14 protein-coding genes are annotated in these 15656 nt (G+C 70.4%); 4 read left to right on the top strand and 10 right to left on the bottom strand.

The features are described from left to right. Positions 1-24: 24 nt before the first annotated feature. Entirely contained in the window at positions 25-1431 is a 1407-nt protein-coding gene (locus F9C11_RS33930; protein WP_409181441.1) for a purple acid phosphatase family protein, read from the bottom strand. 428 nt (positions 1432-1859) lie between these two features. On the opposite strand from F9C11_RS33930, the gene eno reads away from it, so the two are divergent. Next, positions 1860-3134 carry a phosphopyruvate hydratase gene (gene eno / locus F9C11_RS33925; protein ID WP_409181440.1) on the top strand — a complete coding sequence of 425 codons (1275 nt, stop codon included), beginning with the start codon at positions 1860-1862 and terminating at the stop codon, positions 3132-3134. A gap of 47 nt (positions 3135-3181) precedes the next feature. On the opposite strand, the gene F9C11_RS33920 is transcribed toward eno, so the two are convergent. From F9C11_RS33920 to F9C11_RS33910, 3 genes are all read right to left on the bottom strand, one after another. After that, a complete protein-coding gene (locus F9C11_RS33920; protein WP_409181439.1) occupies positions 3182-4279 on the bottom strand; it encodes an MFS transporter in 1098 nt (365 codons plus the stop codon). A 1517-nt stretch (positions 4280-5796) separates the two neighbouring features. Continuing rightward, positions 5797-6555, bottom strand: a complete 759-nt coding sequence (locus F9C11_RS33915; protein ID WP_409181438.1) for a S1 family peptidase — start codon at positions 6553-6555, stop codon at positions 5797-5799. Positions 6556-7671: 1116 nt separating this feature from the next. Next, complete coding sequence (locus tag F9C11_RS33910) at positions 7672-8883, bottom strand: hypothetical protein (RefSeq protein ID WP_409181437.1); 1212 nt, start codon at positions 8881-8883, stop codon at positions 7672-7674. A gap of 173 nt (positions 8884-9056) precedes the next feature. Here F9C11_RS33910 and F9C11_RS33905 point away from each other — a divergent pair, with 173 nt between their 5' ends. Then, entirely contained in the window at positions 9057-9893 is an 837-nt protein-coding gene (locus tag F9C11_RS33905) for an SDR family oxidoreductase (protein ID WP_409181436.1), read from the top strand. A 22-nt stretch (positions 9894-9915) separates the two neighbouring features. On the opposite strand, the gene F9C11_RS33900 is transcribed toward F9C11_RS33905, so the two are convergent. Genes F9C11_RS33900 through F9C11_RS33890 form a run of 3 tightly spaced genes read right to left on the bottom strand, consistent with a single transcriptional unit; the run spans position 9916 to position 11972 of the window. Continuing rightward, a complete protein-coding gene (locus tag F9C11_RS33900; RefSeq protein WP_409181435.1) occupies positions 9916-10308 on the bottom strand; it encodes an Imm1 family immunity protein in 393 nt (130 codons plus the stop codon). A gap of 30 nt (positions 10309-10338) precedes the next feature. Continuing rightward, the gene (locus F9C11_RS33895; RefSeq protein WP_409181434.1) at positions 10339-11577 is read right to left on the bottom strand and encodes an RNA polymerase sigma factor; all 1239 of its coding nucleotides are present in this window, start codon (positions 11575-11577) and stop codon (positions 10339-10341) included. After that, entirely contained in the window at positions 11574-11972 is a 399-nt protein-coding gene (locus tag F9C11_RS33890) for a YciI family protein (RefSeq protein ID WP_409181433.1), read from the bottom strand. The genes F9C11_RS33895 and F9C11_RS33890 overlap by 4 nt, the downstream gene beginning before the upstream one ends. 195 nt (positions 11973-12167) lie before the next feature. Here F9C11_RS33890 and F9C11_RS33885 point away from each other — a divergent pair, with 195 nt between their 5' ends. Then, positions 12168-12959 carry a thioesterase family protein gene (locus tag F9C11_RS33885; protein ID WP_409181432.1) on the top strand — a complete coding sequence of 264 codons (792 nt, stop codon included), beginning with the start codon at positions 12168-12170 and terminating at the stop codon, positions 12957-12959. Between the two features lie 10 nt (positions 12960-12969). On the opposite strand, the gene F9C11_RS33880 is transcribed toward F9C11_RS33885, so the two are convergent. Together F9C11_RS33880 and F9C11_RS33875 are read right to left on the bottom strand one after the other, a co-directional pair. Next, positions 12970-13344 (bottom strand): hypothetical protein, encoded by a 375-nt coding sequence (locus F9C11_RS33880; protein ID WP_409181431.1) that lies wholly within the window; start codon positions 13342-13344, stop codon positions 12970-12972. A 32-nt stretch (positions 13345-13376) separates the two neighbouring features. Beyond that, positions 13377-14153, bottom strand: a complete 777-nt coding sequence (locus F9C11_RS33875) for a GntR family transcriptional regulator (protein WP_409181430.1) — start codon at positions 14151-14153, stop codon at positions 13377-13379. Positions 14154-14249: 96 nt separating this feature from the next. Between F9C11_RS33875 and F9C11_RS33870 the strand changes: the two genes are divergently transcribed. Beyond that, positions 14250-15302 (top strand): YeiH family protein, encoded by a 1053-nt coding sequence (locus F9C11_RS33870; RefSeq protein ID WP_409181429.1) that lies wholly within the window; start codon positions 14250-14252, stop codon positions 15300-15302. A 4-nt stretch (positions 15303-15306) separates the two neighbouring features. Here F9C11_RS33870 and F9C11_RS33865 read toward each other — a convergent pair whose 3' ends face one another. After that, positions 15307-15612 carry a hypothetical protein gene (locus F9C11_RS33865; RefSeq protein ID WP_409181428.1) on the bottom strand — a complete coding sequence of 102 codons (306 nt, stop codon included), beginning with the start codon at positions 15610-15612 and terminating at the stop codon, positions 15307-15309. Between the last annotated feature and the right edge of the window lie 44 nt (positions 15613-15656).

Raw genomic sequence — 15656 nt, 5'->3', positions numbered from 1 at the left:
GGTGGTCCGGACCAGGGGTTGACGTCAGCCGTCGGAGCGCTTGCGGTGCAGCGAAAACCGCTCGAACACCGACAGCTCGCCGGTCGGCTTGTTCACGTTGTAGTAGGTCACGTGCAGGGTCGTCGTTCCGCCCGGACGGTGCCCGGGGTCGACGGTGAACGCGGCGAATCCGTAGGGGTGGTCGAGGTCGCGCACCGCGCTCCACACCGCTTTTTCGCGCACGTAAGCGGGTTTCCGCTTGCCCGTGGCCGGATCCTGCTTGTCGGCGACGGAGGTCAGCACCTTTCCGGTGCCATCCTTGAAGAAGCTGCCGTTGGTGGTGCCGGAAACGCCGCCTCCGCCGAGAATCATGTGCACGGTGCCGTGCGTGGTGTCGATGTCGTCGGTCGCGTCGGACACCGGATTCGGCGTGAGCGTTTCGCTTTCCGCGACGACGCCGTGCACGGCGAGGGAGCGTTCGTAGTCGTGTTCGTGCCCGCAGAGCACCAGGTCGACGCCGTAGCGGTCGAACAGCGGGCCGTACTTCTCGCGCAGGCCGAGGTCGGCGCCGTTCGCGTCGGACGTGCTGATCATGACCTGGTGCATCGCGACGACGATCCAGTCGACGTCGCGCGACGCCCGGGCCGCGGCCAGTTCTTTCTCCAGCCAGGCCAGCTGCCGTCCGCCGGAATAGCCGTTGACATATATGTCGCCGCCGTCCTGCAGGCAGTGGTCGTCGTTCTGCAGCACCAGCACCCGCACCGAGCCGACGGTGAAGCCGTACCAGAGACCGGCGAGTTCCGGGTCGGTTTCGGTGGAGGGCAGCTGGAAGTACGCCTGGTAGGCGTCCATCCCGAGCGCGCCGTTCTTCCTCTCGATCTCGTGGTTGCCCGCGGCGGGCATCCACGGCCGGTACCGCGCCGAGCGGGTGTTGTTGGCGAAGAAGTTGTTCCAGGTGCGCACGCGGTCGACGTCGAGGTTGGCGTAGCAGAGGTCGCCGTTGAGCAGGTGGAACAGCGGCGCGACGGTCTCGATGCCGGTGACGATGTCCTTCGTGGCCGGGGTGGAGAAGAAGTCGAGCGCGGGCGCGCCCTTGAGATCCCAGGTGACCTGCGGCGCCGACTGGTCGCCGAAGCTGGTGAAGGTGAACGCGGAACGGCCGCTGGGCGCGGTGCGGAACGTACCCGCGTCGGGCGTCGCGCCGTCGTGCTGGGCGAGGTACAGGTACTCGGTGTTCGGGCAGAGCTGGTCGATCTGGGCGTGGTGCACCCAGACCGTGCGGTTGGAAGCGCCGTCGAGGTAGGTCCGCGTGACGGCGGGCGCGTACGAGCCGAAGCCGGCGTCGAGCGTGCCGTAGAGGACGCGGGGACGGCGGACCGGACCGTCGGTGAGCCACGAAACCACCATTTGCCGGGCCGGGTCGCGGCCGAAGGTGAGATGCAAACCCTGCACTGGTGTCGCACCACCGCCCCGAGTTGGCATGAGCGGAGCGGCAGTTGCCATACCAGTGCCGAGCAGTGGTACGGCAGCGGTTGCGCCCATGAGACCTAATGCTCCTCGACGGCTGACGGCGTTGGACATGGCGGCGGCCTCCTCCGGCTCCCCAGGCGGATGCGAAGCTATGCGGGCGGCGCGGCCCGCCGATGAACGGCGGCTGTCCGGCATGTGAAGTGTCGTCCGGGCCTATTCCGGTTCGTTCCCTTTGCCGGAAAAAGGTTTCCGTACTGTCCGAAGTGGACCGTCCAGGCTTCGCCGGATCGATTCAGAAGGGTTCTGCTAGCCTCCGGGGTGACGTGCGGCTCGCCGTGGTGCCGCGTTGCTGCCGGAGCGCTTCACGGAGCGTGCGCTGAGTGCTTCGGCTCGAACCTCCGAGGAGCGTTATGACAGGCATCGTCCGGGTCCGGGGCCGTGAGGTGCTCGACAGCCGGGGCAACCCGACGGTCGAGGTCGACGTGGTGCTGGCGGACGGGTCGGCGGGCCGGGCGGCGGTGCCGTCCGGGGCGTCCACCGGCACGCGCGAGGCCGTTGAGCTGCGGGACGGCGACGCGAAGCGGTTCCACGGCAAGGGCGTGCGCAAGGCGGTCGACGCGGTCAACGGCGAGATCGCCGACGCCGTGGTCGGCATGGAGGCCGAGGCGCAGGCCGACGTCGACCGCGCCCTGATCGCCCTCGACGGCACCGAGAACAAGGCGCGGCTGGGCGCGAACGCGACGCTCGGGGTCTCGCTGGCGGTGGCGAAGGCGGCCGCCGCGGCGAACACGCTGCCGCTGTACCGCTACGTCGGCGGGGTGTACGCGCACCTGCTGCCGATGCCGATGATGAACATCATCAACGGCGGCGCGCACGCGGACAACCCGATCGACTTCCAGGAGTTCATGATCGGCCCGGTCGGCGCGGAGACGTTCGCCGACGCCGTGCGGATGGGCTCGGAGGTGTTCCACACGCTGCGGAAATCGCTGCACGACGCGGGACACAACACGAATGTCGGCGACGAGGGCGGGTTCGCGCCGCAGCTGGGGTCGGCCGACGAGGCGCTCGAGTTCGTGGTCCGCGCGATCGAGCAGACCGGGTACGAGCCGGGCAAGGACATCGCGCTGCTGCTGGACCCGGCGGCGTCGGAGTTCTACCGCGACGGCGTCTACGACTACACCGGCGAGGGCCGCAAGCGCAGCGTCGAGGAGCACGTCGCGTACCTGACCGAGCTGACCGAGCGCTTCCCGATCGTCTCGATCGAGGACGGTCTCGCCCAGGACGACTACGCCGGCTGGAAGCAGCTGACCGACGGCATCGGCGACCGCGTGCAGCTCGTCGGCGACGACCTGTTCTGCACGAACGTCGAGATCCTGCGCGACGGCATCAAGCGCGGCATCGCCAACTCGATCCTCATCAAGGTCAACCAGATCGGCACCCTGACCGAGACGCTGTCCGCCGTCGACACCGCGCACAAGGCGGGTTACTCGGCGGTCATGTCGCACCGCTCGGGCGAAACCGAGGACACGACGATCGCCGACCTCGCGGTGGCGACCGGCTGCGGCCAGATCAAGACGGGTTCGCTGTCGCGGTCCGACCGCACGGCGAAGTACAACCAGCTGATCCGCATCGAGGAGGAGCTGGGCACCGAGGCTCGCTACGCGGGCTGGGACACCCTGCGCTGAGCTTGGCTTCAGGGCGGCCCGGGCTTTTCCGCCCGGGCCGCCTTTGTCTATTTCTTCACCCTCAGGAACATTGCCGTCGCGGTGAAGGCCGCGCTCACCCAGAACGCCGCCCGCGCATGCGCCGAGTCCACGACGACGGCACCCGCCACCGCGGGCCCGATCACCGCGCCGAGATTGAACGCAGTGGTCGCGATCGCCCCGGCCACCCGCGGCGCGTCAGTGCTGGCGGTGGTGACGATCGCGGCGATCAACGCGGACCCGACGCCGAACGCCGTCGCGCCGGTCAGCAAGGCGGCGGTCAGGAGCCCCGGAAGACTCTGCGCCGCGAAGAACGCCACCATCCACACGATGGTCAGCACGGCGATGCCCGCTTTGAGGACCTTCGGACCTGCCTTGCCCGCGATCGTGACGCCGACGAACGAGCCCACGCCGAACACCGCCAGCACAACCGGCACCCAGCCGGTCGATGTGGACATCGTGCCGAGGTAGGTGAACGCGGCGAACGTCCCGGCATTGACGAGAACACCCTTGAGCACGGTGGCCGCGACGCTCGGTCGAGCCAGGACCCGCCACTCGCGATACACCGGACTGGTCGTCGGCGGATTGTCGAACGAGGACGTGGTCAATGCGGCTGCGGCGGCCGCGGTGACCGCCGCGATGGCCCAGAACGCAGCCTGCCACCCGGCGTACTGCCCGAGCACGGTCCCGGCCGGAACGCCGACGATGCACGCGAGTGTGACCCCGGAAAGCAACACGGACGTCGCCCGCCCGACCGCGCCCGCCGGGACGAGCGAAGGCAACGACGCGAGAGCCACCGCGAGAAACCCGGCATTGGCGAACGCAGCGACGGCGCGGGTGGCGAGCAGGAGGGGGAAACTGACGGTGAGGGCGGCGATGACGTGCGCTCCGCTGAACAGCCCGAGGAAGGAGAGAAGCGCCAGCTTGCGCGGCAACTTGCTGCCGAGCATGGCGAGCATGGGCGCCCCGACGACCATTCCGGCCGCGAAGAGGGACGTCAGCAGCCCCGCGGTGCCGAGGGAAACGCCGGTGCTGGTGGCGATCTGGGGGAGGAGCCCGGAGAGGACGAACTCGGACGTGCCTTGGGCGAAGACTGCGGTGGCGAGGAGGAAGATTATGGGAGGCAAGGGGTTTCGCTCCGAGGTTGGTGGCGTCGCGGACGCCTGGGGATGAGGACGGTTTGGGTGCGGAGTGGGGCTTTGGCCTGCGGGCAGAGCAGCTGTGAGTTCGCTTGACCGCCTGGTTGTCGTTGCCGGGCAGGGCTTTGCTGCGGCGCGGTTGCCGCGTGCGGCCTTTGTCCGACGCTGCGATGCCAAGCACGCTTTGCCAGGGGTGCTCCGGTGGCAGCAGGCTTTGCCGTGATGTGGTCCCGTTGGGGAGCCGTGTTGCTCCGCTGTGGTGGGCGGGGTTTGCCAGCAGCGCGGGCATGCCTTGCCGTGACGCGGCCGTGGTGGGAGAGCTGTGTTGCTGGCTCCGCTGTGGTGGGCGGGGTTTGCCAGCAGCGCGGGCACGCCTTGCCGTGACGCGGCTGTGGCGGAGAGCTGTGTTGCTGGCTCCGCTGTGGTGGGCGGGGTTTGCCACCAGCGCGGGCACGCCCTGCCGTGACGCGGCCGTGGCGGGCGAGCCATGTTGCTGGCTCCGCTGTGGTGAGCAGGCTTTGCCACTCCCGCGGGCACGCCTTTGCTGGATGCAGCCGGGTCGGGAAAGCCGTGCTGCTAGCCCCGCCGCAGTGCGCAGGCTTTGCCGCTGACTGCCGTTGCCATGCGCGGACCTTGTCCGTGACATGCCTGGGCAGCATTAACCCCAGCGGCACCACGATGCGAGCGTGCTTTGCCGGCGACCCTGATGCGCGCAGGCTTCGCCCGGGCGCGTCTGCGACCAGCAGACTTTGCCTGGGGCGTCAGACTTCACCATGACGTGGCCGCCGCGCGCAGGGTTGGTGTTGGTCGGCTTGACCTCGCCGCCGCGGCCGCTTGTGCTGCGGCCGGTCGGTTGTGCCTGCTTGTGCTGGTGACTGCCGTGCGTGTTTGCACCGGTCAGAGCCAGCACAAACCTGCCCACGGCACAGCTCGACCGCGCGTGGTGGTGGTGAAGCTTTCGCCGGTCAGCCCGGCCCGGGAGTAATCCCGGCACCCGTCACTCCGCCGCCCACCTTGCGGATGGGCGGCTACCGTCTGTTGGCCTCCGGCGACGTCATGCCTCGAACTTTACCCTGTCGTTCTCACGGAGTCGCGTGCGTATTGCTGTTCCGCCGTCGTGGCAGGAAAACCCGGTCGGGGCGTGCGGTATGTCGATGCGGTCGCTGGTATTCGAGGCATGGCGGTTCGTCTCGCGCGGATCCGGGGTGGGCCGGGTTCGCGGTCAGCCGCACGCTGCCTTCCGGTTGGTGTGCTGACGGTGGGTTGTTGAGTCCGGTTTCGTTGGGGGAGGGCGGCGCGGGTTCGTGGTAGCTCGTCTCGCGTGGGCGCGGCGGGGGCTAGGTTCGCGGTTGGCCGCGGAGCGCCTGTCGGGCGGTGTGGCGATCGTGGGTCGTTGAGTCCGGTGTGGCCTGTGGGCGTGGTGGCGCGACTGCCGGAGCACGTGTTCGGTGCGTGGCAGCTCGCATAGCAGGGGCGCGATGGGGCGGAGGGTGGTGCTAGCGGGCTTAGCCGACTCCGGCGTGGGCTGCGATGTCGTCGGCGAAGGACGTCACCCTGGTGTACATCCCGGGCTTGCCCGGTTTCCCGCATCCGTCGCCGTAGGACACGATGCCCACTATCGTGTCTCCTACTACGAGCGGGCCTCCTGAATCTCCTTTGCAGGCGTCGACACCGCCGTTCGGGTAGCCGGCGCACAGCATGCTCGCCGCGGAGTATTCCGGGTAGGCGGTGTGGCAGGTGGCGTCGTCGGCCAGCGGCACCGTGGCTTGGCGGAGGTAGTCCGATCGGTCGCCGCCGTCGGCGGTGCGGCCCCAGCCCAGGACGGTGGCGTTGGTTCCGGCGGGGTAGCGGCTCGGGTCGCGGGCCAGGTCGGCGGGGCGGTAGGGGAGCGAGCCTCGGACGGTGAGGACGGCGATGTCCGAACCTTCTTGCGGCGTGCGGAAATCCGGGTGTTGCCAGACGTCTGACACCGCGCGGACGATGCCGTCCTGGCTGCGTTTGTCTTCCCGTCCGGCTACTACGCTGAGTTCCCTGGCCGGAACAGTGGCGGCGCAATGCGCGGCGGTCGCGACCGCGCTGCGGCTGACGATGACGCCTCCGCAGAACTGGGTTCCGTGACTGTCCACTAAGTACACTGCATACGGATATCGGGCCAGGGAAGCCTTTTCTCCCCCGATGATGACCGGGGCGGCACTGGCGACGGATGCGGTCAGGCTGATGACGGACAGGACGACGGCGACGATGAATGCGACTCGGCGTGGCATGGCGGACCCCCTCGGCTGCGGCAGCGCACGGAAACCACTTTAACCGGCGGTTGAGCGGAAAACCGTCGCTGAACCGGGTGGAAACCGGGACAGTCCGGGCCCGTGCTCCTGCGGCGGCTGGGGGAATGGGTTTCGAAACCTGGCTCGGGCAAAGGGATTCCGGGCGGATTCGCGGGTGGGGATCACGCGGATGGAGTAGCGACGGAGCCAGAACGCGGGATCCGGGGGCGGGACTCGTTGGCGGCTGGATCGCGATTGAGGAAAGCGTTCAGCGGCCACGGCTTCCGAACGGAACCGGCAGCTACTTCGGAAGGAGAGCAGGCGGTGAGGCCTTGGGCTACACGGCCAACCACCGAGAAATTCGGCGGGGCTTGCGGGGGTGGGGTCGCTGGTGACGCATCGGATCCGCTGGCAACTTCCGAGAAATTCGACGCAGCGGCGGGCGGGGTCCGCCGGTGAGACCTCGGGCTCCATCGGCAACCTCTGAGAGATTCGGCGGTCGCCGGGGAGGACTTCGGCCCCGCCGGGTACCTCGGAGGGACTCGGCGTGCGGATGGCTGAGGGCTGCCGGTGAGGTCTTGGGCCCCGCCGGGTACCTCCGTGGAATTGGGTGCGGCGGTGGCTGAGGGGCTGCCGGGGAGACCTCGGTCCTCGCTGGAAACTCCCGAGAGGTTCGGCGCAGCGGGGGAGTGCGGGTCGCCGGTGAGGCTTCGGGCGCGCCGGGAACCCCGGAGAGATTCGGCGGAGCGGTGGCTGAGGGTCCGGCGGTGAGACCTCAGGCTCGCTCGGCAACCTCCGAGGGATGCGGCGGTCGCCGAGGAAGCCTTCGGGCCCCGCTGGAAACGCCCGAGAAGTTCGGCGCAGCGGGGGAGTGCGGGGTCGCCGGTGAGGCCTCGGGTCCGCCGGGAACCCCGGAGAAATTCGGCGGGGCGGCGGGCGAGGGGTTGTCGGAGGACTCGGGCCGGACGGGAACCTCCGAGAGATTCGGCGGGGCGGTGGCTGAAGGACTGCCGGTGAGGCCTCACACCCCACCGGCAACCCCCGAGAAATTCACCGGAACGCCGAGCGACGGGCCGCCCCAAACCCCAAGCCCCGCACCGGCAACCCCGCACACGGTCAGCAGAGCGGCGCCACCGGCCCGTCCGAGCCGGTCTTCACGTACGTGTCCGAGATGTAGTGTCCGGGCCCGATCCGGTCCCAGATCTTGCTCGTCCCGAATTTTCCGGTCACACTGTCTCCGTTGACGTAGCATTCGATGTTCACCTTGGCGTAGTTCGCCGCCAGGCCCTTCACCGGCGAGGACGTGTGCGCGCCCGACCGGACGTTCACTGGGTCGCCTGCCGTCTGGACCAGGCCGGTCGCCGCCGCGGAGCCTGTCCACAGGTAGGTGACCTTCACGTTTCCGTTGTCGCTCAAGCCGACGCCGGAGCTGAAGGTGCCGTCCGCCAGGTCGATGCCCGCCGGGTTGCCCACTTTGTACCCGAGGTCGTCGCGGCCTCCGTTGTAGCCGTTGTGGTAGGCGGCGTAGGCCTCTGGCTGGCCTTGGGGCAGGTCCTTGTACTCGGCGCGCACCGAGGGCGGGTTCCAGTAGTCGTCCTTGGTGTTCCACGGGCCGACGTCCCAGACCGGCGCGTATTCGCAGCGGCTGTTGTCCGTCTTGCACACTCGAACGGTGTAGTTGCCGGTTCCCTTGGGCGACAAGGCTTTCCCGGACGGCAGCGCGACGAAGTGGTCGTTGCTCGCGATGACGTGGCCGTTCGCGGTGGTGTGGCCGGTGAGGCCTTCGCGGGTGGCGTAGATGGTGTAGGTGAGCGGGGCGGCCGCGACGAGGGTGTTCGCCTGCGGGGCAAGGGAAGCGGTCAGTGCGACGTCCCGCACGGCGGGGCGAGCGGCGGTCGTGCTGGACAGCGTGATCCTGGTCTGCACGACGCTCACCGCGCGCGGGAGCGCGGTGCCGGCGGGGGTCCATTCCGTCCAGTCGTCGGCACCGGAGCGGCCGCGGACGTCGACTTCCACCGACGTTCCCTGCGGCGCGTCGGCGGAGATGTCGGCGGCTACCCGGTTCGCCGGCGCGGACAGGCGGCGTTCGGCGGAAACCAGGTAGCCCTCGGCGCCCGCGGCCCGGTCTGCGGGTCTCCACGCGGAGTCCCGCAGCGTGAGCGTGCCGCTGGCCGCGGCGACGTTGACGTCGTCACTGTCCACTGAGGACAGATCGGCTCGCCAGGCGGCGGAGGTTTCGGCAGCGCTCACGGGGGTCGCGACTGCGGTGACCGCCCCCGCGGCGAGCAGTGCGGCGACCGTGCGCCGGACCGGTGCGTTTCCGACCACGACGGATCTCCCTTCACTCGTCCGAATCGAACTGCCGGAGTGTCGGAGGGATCCGTACACGATCCATACAACGATCTCGCCTGGCCGTGTACTGGAGGCGGGAGGTTGACAGCGGAGAGTGAAGCAATATAACTTTGCTAGCAAAGTTAATTTAGAAGCAAAGGAAGTTCGGGATGACCATCCTGGTGACGGGGGCGCGCGGGAATGTCGGGAGCGAGGTCGTCCGGGTGCTCCGCGAGGGCGGGCACGAGGTGCGGGGGTCGGCGCGGGACGCGGCCGTGCTGGACCTGCCGGACGCGGTGTCGCTGGACCTCGCGGCGGAGAGTGGGTTCGAGGACGCGCTGCGCGGCGTGGACGCGATTTTCCTGTATCCGACGCGGCCGAACGGCGCGGCGGATTTCCTTGCCGCAGCACGAAAGGCAGGCGTGTCGTACGTCGTGCTGCTGTCGTCGCCGGACGTCTACGAAGGGGCGGCGGACAACCCGATCCGGCTGGGGCATCTGCCCGCGGAGGCGGCGGTGGCGGAGTCCGGGCTGCCGTTCACCGTGCTGTATCCGGGCTGGCTGGCGGGCAACACCCGGCGCGACTGGGGCGCGGCGATCCGGGCCGGGGAACCGGTGCGGCTCTTCTCTCTGGAGGCGCAGTTCACGCCGACCGCTGAGGCGGACGTGGCCGCGGTTGCCGCGAAGCTGCTCACGGAACGTAGCTATCCTGGCCGCAGCCTGGCGGTGACCGGCCCGGAGTCGATGACGCAGCGTGCGGTGGTCCAGACCCTTGCGGAGGAATTGGGTCGCCCGATCGAAGTGGTGGCCGAAACGCGGAGCGAGGCTCTGGCGCGGCGTCCGGAATGGATGCCCGCGGCGATTCTGGAGCATCTGATGGACGTGGAGGAGGCATCGGTGGGCCGGGTGGCTCCGGTGAACAACACGGTGGAACGGTTCGCGGGACGGGCGACGTCCTTCCGCGAATGGGCGCGGGCGCACAAGGACGACTTCGCCCCGCGGCCCTGAACAAGTCCGATGTGGACGAAAACTACGTGCGCTTCCAGGACACGCAAGCGGGCTGCGTCCGCGATTCGCACAGTTCCCGCACCGCGCCCAGCACTTCTTCGGCGGAAACGTCGCTCCCGGCGGGCTGCGGGAAGTGCGCTCCCTGGAGGCTGAAATAGTCGACCGGATCCTCGCCGGCACCGTCCGCGGGGAAGAAAGTCTCGCCGTTTTCGTGCCACACCAGGCTTCCGCGCGCGCCGCGCAACCCGGCGACCAGGTACGGCGTCCGCGGCTTCCGCCCGGCGTAAAGCCACCAGACGACCCCGGCGTCCGGCCTGGGCGGTTCGGCGGCGCGCAGGGCGGAGAGCACGTCGTCGGCGGCCGTTTCGGTGACGTCGTACCCGGTCCGGCGACGGGCGTCTTCGCTGCTCGCCATGGTGTGCTCCGCTCGTGAAGTGTCCTGATACTACTCGGTGCCGCTCGGTGAGCTACTTGTGGAATGGCCGGCGCGGAGGCGGGCCGCGCGGAGCGTCAGATACCGCTGCTCGGCGGTGTTTCCGGTGCGGGCGGCGGCCGCGGTGTAGTGGCGGACGGCTTCCTCTCGTTCGCCGGCCAGTTCCAGGAGATGCGCGCGGGCGGCGGCGAGGCGGTGGTGGTCGGGGAGCCGGTCGTCGAGTCCGGCCAGCATGGTCAGCCCGGCGTCCGGCCCGTGCACCATCGCGGTCGCGATCGCGCGGTTGAGCGTGACGACCGGGTTGCCGGTCAACGCCTCCAGCCGCGTGTACAACGCGAGCACGCGCGGCCAATCGGTGTCTCGGGCGCGCGGCGCGATGTCGTGCGTGGCGGCGATCGCGGCCTGCAGGCGGTATTCGCCGATGCCGTCGCGGGTCAGGGCAGCGGTGATCAGCGCGACGCCTTCCCGGATCAGCGAACGGTCCCATCGCGACCGGTCCTGGTCGGCAAGGGGGATGAGGTCGCCGTCCGGTCCGGTGCGGGCCGGCCGGCGGGCGTCGGTGAGCAGCATCAGCGCGAGCAAACCGGCCGCCTCGCCGTCGTCCGGCAGCGCGGCGTGCAGGAGCCGCGCGAGCCGGATCGCCTCGGCGGACAGTTCGGTCCGGTGCAGCCGGCGGCCGCCGCTGCTCGTGTAACCCTCGTTGAAAATCAGGTACAGCACGTGCAGCACGGACCGCAGCCGCGCCTGCCGTTCCTCCGCGGCGGGCATCCGGAACGGCAGGCCGGACTTCTTGATTTTCGCCTTCGCCCGGCTGATCCGTTGCGCCATCGTGGTTTCCGGCACGAGGAACGCGCTCGCGATCTCCGCGGTCGTCAGCCCGCCGACGGCCCGCAACGTCAGCGCGATCGCCGACGCCGAGGTCAGCGACGGATGTGCGCACAGGAACAGCAGCGTCAGCGTGTCGTCGTGGTCCGGCACTTCGGCCGCCGGCGGCTCGGCGGCGACGGTGTCCTCGCGCCGCCGCCGGGCCTGGTCGCTGCGGAAGCTGTCGATGATCCGGCGGCTGGCCGTCTGCAGCAGCCAGCCGCGCGGATTCTCCGGGATCCCCTCGGCCGGCCAATGGCGCACGGCGGCGAGAAGGGCTTCCTGCGTCGCGTCCTCGGCCGCGCCGAAATCTCCGGACCGGCGCGCGAGGACGGCGAGGACCTGGGGCGCGAGCGTGCGCACCAGGTCCTCCACCTCGGTGCTCACACCTCCGGCGCGCTCATGACCTGGCGCACCTCGATCGGCACTCGCAGCGGCGCACCGTCCGGGCCGGGCGCGGCCGAGACCCGGGTCGCGATCTCCAGCGCGCGGGCCTCCGATTCGACGTCCACCACGCGGTACCCGGCCAGCAGTTCCTTGCCCTCCGGGAACGGCCCGTCGGTGACGACCGCGCCGCCCTTGCCGTCCGCGACCACGGTCTTCGCCGCTTCCGGCCCGGCCAGCCCCTCCGCCTCGACGAGCTCCCCGGCTTCGGACAGCTCCGCGTTGAGCACGTGCTGGAACTGGATGTGCGCGCGGATGTCCTCCGGAGCCCACTCCGGCATCGGCACGTCGCAGTCCTCGCCCTGGGCGTAGGTCTGCAGCAGCATGTACTTCGGCATCGCGTTCCTCCAGTGTCCGGCTCGCCGCTTCGGGGCGGGCTCATCAAGGGAACGGAGCCCGCGCGCGGTCCTCGACACGCCTCGCGGACATCTTGCCGGGGAAATGCGCGCCGCGGGTGGCGTGTGTCTCAGTGCCCGGGACGTCCGAACGGCCTAGCAGGTAGGTTGCGGGAAGCAACTCACCTGGAGGGACCCGTGAGCACGACGACCTTCGCCGCGGTGTCGGCGGTCAAGCAGCGCTCCGACACCGAGTTCAGCGTCGACCTCAGCCCGGCGTGGACCATCGGCGGCCGCCCGAACGGCGGCTACCTGCTCGCCACCGTCGCCCGCGCCGCGACCGTCGTTTCCGGGCATCCGGACGTGCTCGCCGCCAGCGCGCACTACCTGCGCTCGCCCGAACCGGGCCCGGCGGAGATCGAGGTCGAGGTGCTGCGGACCGGCCGGACCGCGACCCAGCTGCGCGGACGCCTGCTCAAGGACGGCGTTCCGCAGGTCGAGGCGCTGCTGACGCTGGGCGTGCTCGGCGAGGCCGAACCGTTCTGGCAGGACGGCGTGCCGCGGCCGGAGTTCGGGCCGTTCCCGGAGAAGCCGTGGGGCCCGGACGTGCTGTCGTCCGGCATCCCGATCGCGATCCGCGACGAGATCGACGTGTACTTCGACCGCCCGCTCGCCGACGGGCCCAGCGGCCGCGGCGAACTGCGCGCCCTGCTCGCGCTGCCCGGCGACGAGCCGTTCGACCCGGTCAGCCTGCTGTTCGCGGTCGACGCGCTGCCTCCGGCGACCCTCGATGTCGCGCCGTCCGGCTGGGTTCCGACCCTGGAACTGACCGCCTACGTGCGGGCGCATCCGGCTCCCGGCCCGGTGCGCGTGCTGCACCGCGCCCACCTGATCGGCGACGGCCGCGTCGACGAGTCCTGCCACGTGTGGGACAGCGCCGGGACGCTGGTCGCGCAGGGCACTCAGCTGGCCGGGATCCGGATCGGCTGAATCCGCGGAATCACTGCCCCGGGTACGGCGGCTGCTGCTGCGGGTAGCCGGGGTACGGGCCGGGGGCGGCCGGACCCGGGAACGCCGGCGCGGGCGCGGGCGAGTTCATCGACAGCAGCAGATTCTCGACGGTCCTGCGGCGCGCGCCCGCGACGACCGCGACGGCCATGATCTCGAGCGCGAGGCCGAGCACGAACCAGAACAGGTGGTAGCTGGTCAGCGCCTCGAGGTCGTGCTCGTAGCACCAAGTGGTCGCCTCCCCATTGCGGGAAACCTCGCAGTACCAATGCGGTTTGGCCGCCACCACCATGATCAGCCCGACGCCGATGCTGACCATCCCGGCGATCATGAAGAAAACCTGCAGAATCCGCGCGAAGATCGACATGCGCGGAGCGTAGCGACCCGGTGCCCGCCGGGTCAGCGGGTTCCGGCAAGTGCCCCCGTCGTGACCAACCGGTACCCGGTGCGGCCGGAGAACTCCGCGGTCAGCGCGAACCGGTCGCCGCGCACCAGCGTGTGCCGCCATTCGATGCGCTTGCCCGCGCTCGTTCCCAGGCGCCCGATGGAGAACGCGCCCACGGTTTCGCCGCAGCCGAGCAGGGTGCGCTCGGCCCGCGTCGGCACGACGGCGCGGATCTGCTCCTCGCCGTGGTCGAGCCGGACGCCGGTGCGGCGGTGGAGTTCGCCGTACAGGCTGGTGTGCTGGAAATCCGCTTCCAGCAGCGGCCGGGCGAGGTCGGCGGGCAGCCACACCCGGTCGACGGCCAGCGGGTCGTTCCCGGCCAGCCGCACGCGTTCCAGGTACAGCAGGGGAGTGGAGCCCTCCAGCGACAGCCGTTCGGCGACCACCGCGTCCGCGCGGATGTCGAGCCGGCGCACGACGCTGTGCTGGTCGAGCCCGGCCTCCTCGACCGCGGCGAAGAGGCTGTAGAGCGCGCCGAGCGGCTGCTGGATCTCCGCGGCCGCGGCGACGCGGGGCTGGCGGCCGCGTTCGGCGATGAGCGTGCCGTCCGCGCGCAGTTCCCGCAGCGCCTGCCGGACGGTCTGCCTGCTGACGCTGTACTCCTCGGCGAGCGCGAGCTCCCCGGGGAACGCGCTGTCGAACTCCCCGGCGCGGATGCGCACCAGCAGCCGCTGCTGCAACTGCCGCCACAGGGGCTGTCCGCCGGTGCGGACCAGCTCTGCCTCGCCCATGCCGGGAACAGTACCGCTTGCCAAATGTACGGACAGCTCTTAGATTAAATGTACGTACATTAGCGAGGAGGCCAGAGTGCGCACAGGAGTGAACCGGTGACCGGCGCGACGCTCGGAGCGACGCACGCGACGGCCGAATGGCGGGCCAAGCTCGCCCGCCCGGTGCCGGGACTCGCGGTCGCGCTGCTGGTCGCGGCGGTGGCCACGGCGGGCGGCAAGCTCGTTCCGGTGGTCGGCGGGCCGGTGCTCGCGATCCTGCTCGGCGCGGTCGCCGGGGCGGTCGTGCCGGGGCTGGGCGGCTGGCGGTTCAGCCCGGGCTACGCGATTGCGTCGCGGCCGGTGCTCCAGCTGTCGATCGTCGTGCTGGGCACGGGACTGTCGATCCAGCAGGTGGTGCACGTCGGCGGGCAGTCGCTGCCGGTGATGCTCGGCACGCTCGCGGTCGCGCTCGGCGGCGCGTGGGTGCTCGGCCGGGTGCTCGGCGTTCGCGGGGACACGCAGACGCTGATCGGCGTCGGCACCGGCATCTGCGGCGCGTCCGCGATCGCGGCGACCAGCGCGGTGCTGAAGCCGAAGGAAGCCCACGTCGCTTACGCACTCGGCACGATCTTCACCTTCAACGTCGCCGCGGTCCTACTGTTCCCGCCGCTCGGGCACGCGCTCGGGATGTCGCCGCACGCCTTCGGCCTGTGGGCGGGAACCGCGGTGAACGACACGTCTTCCGTCGTCGCGGCTTCCTACGCCTACGGCGGCGACGCCGGCGCGTACGGCCTCGTCGTGAAGCTCACCCGCACGCTCACGCTGATCCCGATCGTGCTGTTCCTGGCCGTGCTGGTCGCGCGCAAGCAGGCCGGCGGCCGGGTTTCCCTGCGCGCCATGCCTTGGCACCGCCTGGTGCCGCCGTTCCTGATCGGCTTCCTCGCCGCGGCCACGGTGGAAAGCGCGGGCTGGATCCCGGAATCCTGGCACGCGCCGCTCTCGACGCTCGGCACCTTCCTGATCACCATGGCGCTCGCCGGGATCGGCCTCGCGCTCAAGCCCTCCGACCTGCGCAAGGCGGGCCACAAGCCGTTGCTGATGGGGGCGATCCTGTGGATCGCGGTCGCCGCTTCCAGCCTCGGGCTGCAGGCGCTGACCGGCGCGATGTGACGCGCTAGCGCACGCGCGGATTCCGCTTCCGCCGCCTGCGCTCGGCAAGAGCCGCCAGGAGCCGGGGCACCGCCCGGCTCCGGCGCACGAACACCAAGGATTCGCCGCGTGGGGCCGGTTCGGTCCCCGCGGCGTTTTCGTGGTGCGGGCCGCGCCGGAATTCGCGGAGCCCGGCGGCGAACTCGTCCGGGTCGCCGCCGACGTCCGGATGGTGGGTGCGCACGAACCGGCGGTAGGCCGCCTTGTCGGCTTCGGACCACGCCCTCCGCTCGTCCACCGCCGTCCTTCCCCGGTTGAGGGTTTCGCTCATCGTTCCTGTTGGAAGTCGTGGTGAACTGCCAACCGGCGGTTCAA

It is taken from the genome of Amycolatopsis sp. VS8301801F10 (genome assembly GCF_046195355.1).
GTDB lineage: Bacteria > Actinomycetota > Actinomycetes > Mycobacteriales > Pseudonocardiaceae > Amycolatopsis.
This window is presented reverse-complemented; position numbering and strand designations above follow the sequence as displayed.